Below are 11,745 nucleotides of genomic sequence, written 5' to 3' on the forward strand. Positions count from 1 at the left end.
TGTTGGGAAAAACTGTGGCGGGAAAAAGGTGGGATTTGGCTGGGGCGCCAGGATTCGAACCTGGGGATGCTGGGATCAAAACCCAGTGCCTTACCACTTGGCGACGCCCCAAAAAACTCGTTAAAACCGTGACTTATGACTGGTTACAACCCGCGCTCGTCAAGTGGTGTGACCAGCGGATTGCAGGAGCAATTATACCCCCGCGCTACGAAACTTGACCAGTGTTTTGGCACGTCTGACTGCAATTGCCGCGCTGTCGCTTCCGTGTCACAAGTGGCGAAAATACAGCTACCCGTGCCGGTCAACTGCGCCTCCGCCCGCGCTGCCAACCATTGCAACGCTTGATCTACCGCCGGATACCGCTGCCGCACCACCGGGGTACAGTCGTTGCGTTTATCGCCGCGTGTAAAGTCGGCCATTGTGATCGGTGGCGAATTTCTTGTCAATTCTGCCGCGTTAAAAATTGCCGCCGTCGCCACTTCGCAGTCGGGTTTTATTACCAAATACCAGGGTTCTGGTAGCGTAAGTGGTTGTAATTGCTCACCAATCCCCTCCGCCCACGCCGCCCGCCCGCGCACGAACACCGGCACGTCCGCGCCGAGTTGCAAACCCAACTGCGCCAGCGTGTCGAGGTCAAGCCCGAGTTCCCACACCTGATTTAAGCCGTGCAACGTGGTCGCGGCATCTGAACTGCCGCCGCCCAAACCGCCGCCCATTGGAATGCGTTTATCAATGGTAATGTCCACGCCGCGCTGGCAGCCGGTGTATTGTTTTAATAAATGCGCGGCGCGCACAGTTAAATCACGTTCTGCTGGCACTTGATCCGCCCCGCGCAGCAATTCAATACGCGCATCATTACGCGGGTTTAACCAAATTTGATCGCTGTAATCAATGAACTGAAACACTGTTTGTAATAAATGATAGCCGTCCGCTCGCCGCCCAATAATGCGTAACATTAAATTGAGTTTGGCCGGCGCTAACCATGCACCATTCGTTTCCGGGCGCGGTTGAATAGATAAATGTGGTGTCATGGTGAATTGCGTTATTTCGGCGCTGGTGAGTTAGTTTGATTGCAGTGCTATTCAGCACTAATCAACCACGAATTAAAACGGCACCTATCGTCGTTCCCGTAACGGCGGGAATGCGGCAGATGAGACACATCTTACTTATTAGCCAACCTGTGCTACTTGACTATTCGGCTCATGCCCAACTTCATAGGTTTCGATTAAGTCACCCACCACTGCAATCAAAGAATAAAGCGGGTGACAGGCATCATCACGAACCGTATCAAGCAGACCATTGAGTAATGCAATCATCTGTTCATATTGCAGGTCGTTTTCGATTGCGGCGTTCATTTAGAGTTATTTTAACGCAGATCATTAATAATGATCGTTCCCACGCTCCAGCGTGGGAACGCACTCTTCTTTGAAAATCAAACGGTTATCATTCAAGTTGCATGATACTTAATATTAACTAATCGTTTCAATGTTGGGCTGACAATAGAATGATCGTTAAAACATGATGCCGGTTTTAAACTTTAACCGACTGATTTTTTGCAACACTACGTTCCCACGCTGGAGCGTGGGAACGATCAATTATGCGGGAGCGTGGGAAAGATGAATGATTAGTCGCTTGCTGTTATTTCGGCGCTGGTGAATTAGATTTAATTGGCGGTAATGACGCACCCAAATAGCGCTGCATGGTGCGCAATAAATACTCGTGATCGGGCGCCTGTTGCCGCGCATGATCCCAAATGGATTGTGCTTCATCACGCCGTCCCGTCGTCCACAATAATTCACCCAAATGCGCCGCTATTTCGCCATCATCAAATAACTTTAATGCTTTGCGCAAATACGGTTCGGCTTGCGCGATTTGACCGGTGCGATACAACAGCCACCCCATGCTATCCAAAATTGCCGGCTCATCTGGTTCTAATTCTAATGCCCGTTCAATAAACGCCCGCGCTTCATTAAACCGATTGGTTTGATCGGCCAGCGTATAGCCCAGCGCATTTAACGCATCGGCATGATCGGGATTGAGTTTTAATACGCGGCGCAGGTCTTGTTCTAATAACGCCACCTGCTGCATTCGAGCGGCTAATAACGCCCGCGCATAGAGCAGATCAATATCATCCGGCGCTGCTGTTAATCCTTGCGAATACACCTCGCGGGCTAATTCCAATTGCTTGGCCTCGGTCAGCAATTCCCCCTCGGCTAAATAAAACCGGCTCTGGTTATCGGGGAATTGATGGCGCAATTGTTGTAACACTTCCCGCGCCCGCGTTAAATCACCGCCGTTGGCCGCAATTGCCGCCGTGCGTAATTGCGCATCAATTTTTTTATCACCGCCGACTTGTTGATACCAATTCAACGCCGCCGGATTATCCCCCGCCGCCTCTTCCACTTGACCGAGTAAAAACAGCGCCTCATCCACCTGCTGTCCATTGGTTTTTAATTGCAAAAAATAGCGGCGGGCGGCAGGATAATCTTTTAATTGTAATGATAACAACGCCGCCGCCAATAAAACATTTTCGGCATTCGGGCGCTGCTGTAAAATAGTGGCGAAGGTTTGACGAGCGGCGGTGAAATCTTCTGCTTCAATTAACAACTGCGCATATAACAACCGCAAATCTAAATCATCATACCCGCCGGCAAAATAGCGTTCTAATACCGCTCGCGCTTCCGCCGGGCGATCATTATCAATAAACAACTGCGCTAATAACTGCGGCGGCCGTGACCAATTCGGGCGCAGCGCCGCCGCCTGCTCGGCATGGGTGCGCGCCACGTCCAATTGCCCCGCGCCCGCCGCAATCGCCGCCAACGCCAACTGCCCATCGGCATCGCTCGGATGGTCGGCAATCAAGGTGCGCATCAGGTCAACGCGCCGCGCCGGATCGCCCACTCGCGCCACGAGGCGAGCGGCAGTTTGGTAGCCCTGCTGCGGCGTTTTCGCCAGCGCCACGACGGTGCGCAGGTGGTCAAGCGCCGTCTCCAGCCGCTCGGCTTTGATGGCGACGTATGCTGCAAGTTGTTGTGCCGACAAGGATTCTGGTGACAACTGCAACCAGTAATTGACCGCCAACTCCGCCTCGCCTTGCGCCTCCGCCGTGATCGCCGCCCGCGTTGCCAACTCCGCCAGCTCGGCATTGCGCGCCCGTTCGGCGGCGGCGAAATAGTAGCTAAACGCGGTCAGCGGTTGATCGCGCTGCACGGCAATTTCGGCGACCAGCACCTGATACAACAGATCAGTCGTGAACTCGCGGGCGGGCGCGGCGGCGGTGGTCGCGGACGGGGGCGGCGCGGTCGCAGCAAGCGTGACCTGAGCGGTCAGCAGGCAGGCGGCGGCGGGAAGAAATAAGCGATAGTGCATCATTGGCGCGCAAAGTTGGTTGCAGTTTTATTCATGCGACATCATAGGCGAAATTGACCGAGCTAACAAATTGTTATCACTGCCGGACGGCGGCGGTGGATGGGTTAAACTAGACAAGCGCGCCGCTTTATTTGCCATCATTTTATTCAAACCTATTCAATGTTATGACCCAAATTCATCAAACGCAATTCACCGCTCCATTTAATCAAGTCACCGCGTTGGTCAAGCAATTCGCCGCGCACGAGGCCGATTATCTTGCCCCATCCTATAGTGAAGCGCAGGTGAGACAGGATTTTATTGACCAGTTTTTTCATGCGCTGGGCTGGGATGTTTATCATTATGAACAAAAAAATCCGTATGCGCAAGAAGTGAAAATTGAAGCGCCGATTAAAATAGAAACCAGTCAACGGCGGGCGGATTATGCGTTATTTATTGCGCCGGAGTTTCGTCAACCGAAATTATTATGCGAAGCCAAACGCCCGGCGCGGGATGTGCGCAATGCGGATGATTATTTTCAGGCGGTGCGCTACGGGTGGAATCGGCAAACGCCGCTGGTATTATTATTTAATTTTAGGGAATTGCATTTCATTGACAGCCGCTATAAACCCGACATCGCCACTGCATTAGATATTTGGTATAAACGCTATCGCTATCGTGATTATGCCAATCCCGAGCAATTTGCGGAGATTTATTATTTATTGGCGCGGGATGAAGTCGCCAATGGGGCAATTGAACGGTTTGTAATGAATGACATGCCGACGCCGGCAAAAGGGAAGGCGGCGAAACAAAAAAGTGCGTGGTTGGCGAATTATCAACCGGTGGATAGCGCGTTTTTAACTGAATTAGATCGCTACCGCACCATATTGGCATTAGCGTATCAACGAGCGAATCCAACCTGTGCAGTGGAGGAATTGACCGAAGCAGTGCAGCGCACCTTAGATCGGCTGGTATTCATGCGGTTTTTAGAAGATAAACAGATTGAAGAAGCAACGGTTAAATCATTCGGTAAGCGCGATGCCACTTGGCACAATTTTTTAGCGCGGTCGCGGGCGTTGAATGATAAATATAATGGCTTGATTTTTAAGCCCAGTTTAATTGATGATCCACAGCGCTTTACGCCACCCGAGGCGCAGGTGTTTCAAGCCATTATTGAACAATTAGCCGACGCCGCCTCGCCCTATGATTTTAATTCTATTCCCATTAGTATTTTGGGCAGCATTTACGAACGCTTTTTAGGGCAGGCCGTGACTATTAACGCGCTTGATCCGACAATTGACTCTGCAACTGAATTGGCGATTGACTCGGCAATTGATCCAGCGGCGACTCAAGCGCCCGACGTGCGCAAACGTAAAGGTGTTTATTACACCCCAGAATACATCGTGCGCTACATTGTGCAAATGACCGTTGGGCAATTGATCGCCAATAAAACGCCCGATGAGATTGCGCAATTGCGCTTTGCCGACATCGCCTGTGGTTCGGGATCATTTTTAATTGAAATGTACACGGTGTTATTGGAATACCACGCCCGGTATTATGCCGATCATCCGCAATCAGCGCGTCCGGGTGAAACCGAATTAAAAGACGGGGTGCCGGTATTAACGTTGAAAAAACGGCGCGACATTTTGCAGCAGTGTATTTTCGGTGTGGATATTGATTTTCAAGCGGTTGAAGTATCGCAATTATCGCTGTATTTGAAAATGCTGGAGGATGCCACACCCCATGCGTGTTTTATCTTTCCACAGGATTATAAAACGCAGATTTTACCGGATTTATCGCGCAATATTATATGCGGTAATTCATTAGTCGGTAAAGATTTTTGGTCAATGTTTGGCGATGAAGAGCAGAATACGCCACAAGAACGGCGGCAAGTTAACGCAATGAACTTTAATACCGTATTTCCCGCAATTATGCAGCGCGGCGGCTTTGATGTGATTGTCGGGAATCCGCCGTATGTGCGGCAAGAAACATTAGGTGAGCGATTCAAACACTATGCAAAACAGGTGTATCGCACCTATGCTGGCACGGCGGATTTATTCGTGTATTTTATTGAACGTAGCTTGAATGTCTTAAAACCCGGCGGCAGTTATGGTGTGATTGTGGCGAATAAATGGCTGCGGGCAAATTATGGTCAACCGTTACGGGCATGGTTAAAGAAGACGCCAACGCATCAATTGGTTGAGTTAATTGATTTTGGTGATTTGCGCGTGTTTCAGGGCGCTACCACCTATCCGTGTATTTTACGGTTAATGAAAACGGTGGCAACGGATGAATGCAATCAACCCGCAACTTTTTTAGCGGCTGAAGTAAAAACGCTGGTGTTTGCTGATTTGGCGGAGTATGTGAGTGACAAGCGTTTTGTCATGTCAATCAAAGCGTTAGAGGATGCAGGTTGGACGTTGGCGAATACGGCGACGCTCGATTTATTAAATAAGTTGCGCGCCGCTGGGGTGGCGTTGAGTGAATATGTTGACGGCAAGATTTATCGCGGTGTATTAACGGGGTTGAATGAAGCGTTTGTAATTGATGCCGCCACCAAAAATCAACTCATTGCAGCCGATGCGGCCAGTGCTGAATTGATTAAACCGTTTTTAGCCGGGCGGGATATTAAACGCTATGCCCCGCCGCGCAGTGAGCAGTATTTGATTTTCACGCGGCGCGGTGTTGATATTGAACAATACCCCGCAATTAAAGCGCATTTGCTCCAATTCAAAATGCAATTGATGCCAAAGCCAAATGACTGGCGCGGTGCGTATTGGGCAGGAAGGAAAGCGGGCAGTTATCAGTGGTTTGAAATACAAGATGCTGTTGATTATTATGCCGAGTTTGAAAAGCCTAAAATCATTTATCCAAACATTTGCAAAAAACCTGAATTCACGCTCGATGAATGCGGGCTTTTTACCAATCAAAAATGCTTTATTATTCCTGTGCCAGACAAATATCTGTTGGCGATTTTGAATAGCAAAGTGACGCATTTCTTATTTCACGCCATTTTGCCTAAACTGCGCGGTGATTTTTTTGAACCGAGCTACGTTTATTTCAAAGATTTCTCCGTGCCGCAACTCGATCTTGCCAATGAAACACAGCAAGCGACGCGGCAGCAACTGGTGGCATTGGTGAATGAAATATTGCAATGCAAACAGGAATACGCCAGCACGCTGTTGGACTATCGCCACACGCAATTAGAAATGGAAATTGCCGCGCTTGACCAGGCGATTGATACGCTGGTGTATGCGTTGTATGGATTAAATGAAGCGGAGATTGCGTTGATTGAAAACACGACGCGGGGGTGAAATGATTGCTCTATTACCAATAATTCTGTTGATAAACCCTGAATAGGAATACCCACAATGTTACTTAAAAAAACTCAGCCAATAGTATTATTCGCAATTGCTATCATCATTGCAATGCCCAGCTTTGCCGCGCCAACCTTCCCGCCCGCGCCGGCGGGATTTCAATTCCAGTTTAGTCAACCACGCAGTCAAGGTTGGTCACTTGATTTAAATGAACGCGAAACAGCGCGGTTGTTTTTTCAAATCGTTTATCACGCCTCGGATGGCATTGACGCCGAATGGACGGGCGATATTGCAACCTGTCAAGCGGGTACGGTGTCGGCGGATTATCAAGCGGCAACCTTGCGGCGGGTGAATTGGTATCGGGCAATGGCGGGCGTGCCATCTGATGTCATTTTGAATGATGAATACAGCCGTCAAGCGCAGCAGGCGGCGTTAATGATGTCGGCAAATAACGCGCTCAGTCACACGCCCCCGAGTAATTGGAATTGTTATTCAACGGAGGGCGCTACGGCGGCGAGTAAATCCAATTTATCATTAGGTCATGCCGGCGCTGAAGCAGTTACGGGGCAAATGCAAGACAATGGCGCATCTAATTCAATAGTCGGTCATCGGCGTTGGATTCTTTACCCCCAAACGCAACAAATGGGCGCGGGTAGTGTCACGCCAATTGACGGCCGTTCTGCAAATGCACTGTGGGTATTTGATGATAATATGTGGGAATTAAGACCGGCGGGGCGCGATCAATTTGTCGCGTGGCCACCACCCGGTTATGTCCCCTATCAAGTGGTGTATCCGCGCTGGTCATTTTCTTATCCCGATGCCGATTTTTCACTCGCATCAGTCGAGCAATTGCATAATGGAACGCCAATTAACGTATCGCTGGCGAGTGTGCAAAATGGCTATGGGGAAAACACATTAGTTTGGATACCGTCGCCCTATGCAGATGGCGATAATTGGGCGCCGCCACCAGCGGATGATGTCTATGCAGTGACCATTAACAATGTGCGAATTAACGGGCAATCACGCAGCTTTAATTACAGCGTCACAGTATTTGATCCCGCTGTTAAAGGACTGGATTATGAACCGCAATATATCACCGGCGCCGATCAACTCAACCGCAATGAATCAGCAACCTATACCTTTAATGAACTTGCCATTGCGGACGGTTATGAGTGGCGCGATAGTGGCGTCAACTCTTATACAACGGTGAATGATGCGGAGAATGGCTTGAGCAATTTTATTGCTGAGATTTCATCGAATTATCAAGCAGTTGACAGCACCCGTCCTGCCACTGGTGATGCGGCTTATCATTTAGCCCACCCGACGGCCACGAATCAGTTTTTAACTCTGGATAAAACCTTTTTGATTAGTGCAAATAGTCAATTGCAATTTAACAGTTATCTTGGATATGCAAGTGCTAATCAAATTGCGCAGGTTGAATTGTCTGAAGATGACGGCAATTCGTGGATTGGAATTTGGCAACAAGCTGGTCAAGATCGCCCCGCTACGCGCTATGAATTGCAAACCGTTTCACTCGGCGAGTATGCGAATAAAACCATTCAACTGCGCTTTAGTTATCTATTTGATACCGGCAGTTATTATCCGCAAACGACGGGTAACGTGGGATGGTTTTTTGATGATGTTGAATTGATTAATGTGAATCAAGTGACACGCGGCAACCCGCAACCTACGACCACACAAACCAGTTTGGTGTTTAATAGCAGCCAAGCGGGGCAGCATTTATTACAAGTCAGACCGCGTGTATTTGGTGAATATAGCGGTGAATGGAGCGCGGCAAAGTTAATCACTGTGAATGAGAATACCACGCCCGATGCGGATGATTCATTTGATCGGACTACATTAGAGTGGCAAGTCACCGAAATCTATATTGCCACGCTCGGCTATGCACCTGATAATGAAGGTTTGCAATACTGGGTGAATGAATTACGCAATGGCGGTTGGACAACTACGACCGTCGCACAGGCGTTTTTTGATAATGAAATTGTGCAAAATTTGTATCCAGAAGATCAGGGTTATGCGCCGTTAATTGAGGCGCTCTATCGCAATATTTTTGGGCGAGAAGCCGATACAACCGGCAAAGAATACTGGTTGGGCAAATTAAACAGCGGTGCAATTAACCGCGATCAAATGATCATTGCACTGATTAACGGTGGGTGGGAAAACGCTGCCGCAACAGCTGATATGAAACGCTTTGGCAATCGTATTCAAGTTGGATTAGCATTTGCAAACTATCAAGCGCAACATCGCATTGTGTACACTGCATTATCTACCGCCGCGCAAACGCTATTAAGACAACGGGGAGCGGAGGTATTAACATCTGTCACTGATAATAATGCAACCCGTGACGCCGCCATTGCCAGTATTCCAAGTTTATTCAGTGCGTTTTGAATTAGCACAATTGAAAAACAATTCAATTGGTGCAATAGTTGAATTAAACAAAGCGGGCGGATTGCAGAATGAACCGCCCGCGCCGGCGTTATCGCATTTTATTGCAGTAAAAATCACTTGCTTTTTGGGCGCTCAGTAGTTATTATGCGCAACATCAATTGCGGGGTGGAGCAGTCAGGCAGCTCGTCGGGCTCATAACCCGAAGGTCGTAGGTTCAAATCCTGCCCCCGCTACCGTTTTCCCTTCCCCAGCGCATTTAATACGCGCACATTCCCCCCACTGTTAATCAAACACAACTCGATCATTATTGCCGGGTTTATTCGGTTAATAGGGCATCTGGTTTTTGATTATTTGTCATTTCAAGTTCCAACTGTTTAGCCAACCACGCCTGCGCGGCATCGCGTCCCTGCCCGGTGTGCGCCGAAAATGTTAATACCTCAACCGTCGTTGCATTGAATAACAACGGATCACGTTGCACCGCCAAGCGCGTTTTTTCCATTGCCCCGCGACTCAATTTGTCAGCCTTAGTTAATAGCACTAGCAATGGCAACGCTGCTATTTGACTCCATTCAATCATTTGCCGATCTAATTCGGTCAACGGGTGACGGCAATCCATCACCATGACCAACCCGCGTAATGAAACCCGCTGTTGTAGATAACTAGCCATGACCGTTTGCCATTGCAGTTTAATTGACAACGCCACCCGCGCAAAGCCATACCCGGGCAAATCAACTAGGCGCCGGTTTTCCACCGCTAAATTAAAAAAAATCAATTGCTGAGTACGCCCTGGTGTTTTACTGGTGCGCGCCAAATGACGTTGTTGACAAATGACGTTAATTGCACTTGATTTACCTGCATTCGAGCGGCCAGCAAAAGCGACTTCATAGCCGCAATCAGTGGGTGCCTGTTTTAATTGCGCGGCGGCGCTTAAAAAGGTGACTTGTTGAAAATACGGCTGCCAGGTCATCATAATGCTATTATTTCCTTAGCCAAGTGAACATTGATTAACAATTCACACGATAGTTGGCGACGATATGATCCATTTGCCCAGCTAACTCTTTTAAGGATTCGCCCGCTTGGGCGCTCTGTTCTGCCGAATAGGCCGTCTCTTCGGCACTATCACGAATGCGGGATAAACTACGATTGATTTCTTCAGCCACTGCGGTTTGTTCATCCGTTGCTGTTGCAATTTGACCATTCATTGTTGCAATAGCATTCACTGCCTGCTGAATACTGTTTAATGCGGTACCAGCCAATTCAATTTGTTGCACACATAAATCGGCTTGTTGACATTCCTGGTGCATTGTCGCTACGGCAACTTGAGTATCGGTTTGTAAATGACTAATCATTTCTTGAATCTGTTGTGTAGATTGCTGAGTACGCTGCGCAAGTGTGCGTACTTCATCGGCTACTACTGCAAAACCGCGCCCTTGTTCACCCGCTCGGGCTGCTTCAATTGCAGCATTTAATGCCAATAAATTAGTTTGTTCAGCAATACCACGAATCGTATCCACTACTGAGCCAATCGTATTGCTGTGATTTGCCAGCGTTGCAATAGCGCATTCTGCGTCACGCACTCCATTTGCTAAATTTTGAATAGCAATAATCGTTTGATTTACTACACCTAATCCGCGAGTTGTTTCTTGATCGGTCTGTTGCGTCGCCTGTGCGGATTGATTTGTATTAGAGGCAACCTCTTGCACCGCACAACTCATTTCATTCATAGCAGTCGCCACTTGTGCAATGTCTAATCGCTGCTGTTCCATGCGCGTATTGGTTTGTTCAGTCATCGCAGATAATTGTAATGCTGCACTGGATACTTGATTGGATACTTCCGCTATTTTAATAATGGTTTGCTGCAAGTTATTAATCAAAGAATCCGTTGCTTCGCCCAAATGTCCTAATTCGTCTTTGCCCGTCACCTGAGACCGAATACTCAAATCATGGGTTTGCTGCACCCGTATTAATGCTGTGCGCAATTGCTCAACTCGTCGGATAATAGTATTAGCAATGAGTAAAGAAAAGGTCACTAAACCAACAAACAAGATGAGATTCATCGTCACCATGCGCAAAATACGATTATAAAAAGTTTTATCCAAATCATCAATGTATAACCCAGTACCAATAATCCAGTTCCAATTGGAAAAGCGTTTTAAAAAAGACACCTTACGCACGGGTTCTTCACTGCCTGGCTTTGGCCACGAATAACTGGAAAAACCACTTCCATCTTCTTGGGCAATGCGCACGAATTCTTTGAACATGTACACGCCGTTTTTATCTTTAGCGCCGAGTAGATTTCTACCTTCTTGCTCAGGTTTAGCCGGGTGGATTAGCGCCACGCCTTCCATGTTAATAACCCAAATGTATTCACCATCACCATAGCGCATGGCACGAATGATTTCACCCACCAGACGCTGTGCTTCAACCTCGGTCATTTGCTGATTTGCGGCTAATTGTGCATACTGTTGAATAATGCCATAAGCAGTTTCGACAATATGCTGCAATTGCGCCTCACGTTCGGTTAACATGGTAGTGCGTAAATTAAAGCCGCTCCAAATACTAATACCAATCATACCAAGTGCGGCGAAAGCAATAATTAGACCGAGTTTAATTTTAATGTTGAGTTGGTTAAACACTGCGTAACCGCCCGGTGAAAAATGGTGAACATGTTTAA

7 protein-coding genes and 2 tRNA genes are annotated in these 11,745 nt (G+C 48.1%); 3 read left to right on the forward strand and 6 right to left on the reverse strand.

From position 1 onward, the window contains the following. Nucleotides 1-36: 36 nt before the first annotated feature. From HUK38_RS05845 to HUK38_RS05860, 4 genes are all read right to left on the reverse strand, one after another. Nucleotides 37-111: transfer RNA gene (locus HUK38_RS05845), tRNA-Gln, on the reverse strand. Nucleotides 112-143: 32 nt separating this feature from the next. After that, the gene (gene ispE / locus HUK38_RS05850) at nt 144-1,031 is read right to left on the reverse strand and encodes a 4-(cytidine 5'-diphospho)-2-C-methyl-D-erythritol kinase (protein ID WP_182583386.1); all 888 of its coding nucleotides are present in this window, start codon (nt 1,029-1,031) and stop codon (nt 144-146) included. A 138-nt stretch (nt 1,032-1,169) separates the two neighbouring features. After that, entirely contained in the window at nt 1,170-1,355 is a 186-nt protein-coding gene (locus HUK38_RS05855) for a hypothetical protein (protein ID WP_182583387.1), read from the reverse strand. A gap of 283 nt (nt 1,356-1,638) precedes the next feature. Continuing rightward, on the reverse strand, nt 1,639-3,372 hold the full coding sequence (locus HUK38_RS05860; RefSeq protein ID WP_182583388.1) for a tetratricopeptide repeat protein: 1,734 nt from the start codon (nt 3,370-3,372) through the stop codon (nt 1,639-1,641). A 161-nt stretch (nt 3,373-3,533) separates the two neighbouring features. Between HUK38_RS05860 and HUK38_RS05865 the strand changes: the two genes are divergently transcribed. From HUK38_RS05865 to HUK38_RS05875, 3 genes are all read left to right on the forward strand, one after another. After that, entirely contained in the window at nt 3,534-6,659 is a 3,126-nt protein-coding gene (locus tag HUK38_RS05865) for an Eco57I restriction-modification methylase domain-containing protein (RefSeq protein WP_182583389.1), read from the forward strand. A gap of 57 nt (nt 6,660-6,716) precedes the next feature. Then, nucleotides 6,717-9,071, forward strand: coding sequence for a DUF4214 domain-containing protein (locus tag HUK38_RS05870; RefSeq protein ID WP_182583390.1), 2,355 nt, complete (start codon nt 6,717-6,719; stop codon nt 9,069-9,071). A 159-nt stretch (nt 9,072-9,230) separates the two neighbouring features. Continuing rightward, nucleotides 9,231-9,304 (forward strand) — tRNA-Met (locus HUK38_RS05875). Nucleotides 9,305-9,387: 83 nt separating this feature from the next. On the opposite strand, the gene yihA is transcribed toward HUK38_RS05875, so the two are convergent. Both yihA and HUK38_RS05885 read right to left on the reverse strand, forming a co-directional pair. Then, nucleotides 9,388-10,041 (reverse strand): ribosome biogenesis GTP-binding protein YihA/YsxC, encoded by a 654-nt coding sequence (gene yihA, locus HUK38_RS05880; RefSeq protein ID WP_338065367.1) that lies wholly within the window; start codon nt 10,039-10,041, stop codon nt 9,388-9,390. A gap of 34 nt (nt 10,042-10,075) precedes the next feature. Then, nucleotides 10,076-11,745: methyl-accepting chemotaxis protein (locus tag HUK38_RS05885; RefSeq protein WP_238787490.1), on the reverse strand; the 1,670-nt coding region annotated here is incomplete at its 5' end.

The sequence above is a fragment of the Thiospirillum jenense genome (genome assembly GCF_014145225.1).
GTDB lineage: Bacteria > Pseudomonadota > Gammaproteobacteria > Chromatiales > Chromatiaceae > Thiospirillum > Thiospirillum jenense.

What these genes read in the sequence shown, in the direction of transcription:
- HUK38_RS05855 (WP_182583387.1), bottom strand. Translation starts at nt 1,355, where the DNA reads ATGAACGCCGCAATCGAAAACGACCTGCAATATGAACAGATGATTGCA.
- HUK38_RS05870 (WP_182583390.1), top strand. Translation starts at nt 6,717, where the DNA reads ATGTTACTTAAAAAAACTCAGCCAATAGTATTATTCGCAATTGCTATC.
- HUK38_RS05865 (WP_182583389.1), top strand. Translation starts at nt 3,534, where the DNA reads ATGACCCAAATTCATCAAACGCAATTCACCGCTCCATTTAATCAAGTC.
- HUK38_RS05860 (WP_182583388.1), bottom strand. Translation starts at nt 3,372, where the DNA reads ATGATGCACTATCGCTTATTTCTTCCCGCCGCCGCCTGCCTGCTGACC.
- yihA (WP_338065367.1), bottom strand. Translation starts at nt 10,041, where the DNA reads ATGATGACCTGGCAGCCGTATTTTCAACAAGTCACCTTTTTAAGCGCC.
- ispE (WP_182583386.1), bottom strand. Translation starts at nt 1,031, where the DNA reads ATGACACCACATTTATCTATTCAACCGCGCCCGGAAACGAATGGTGCA.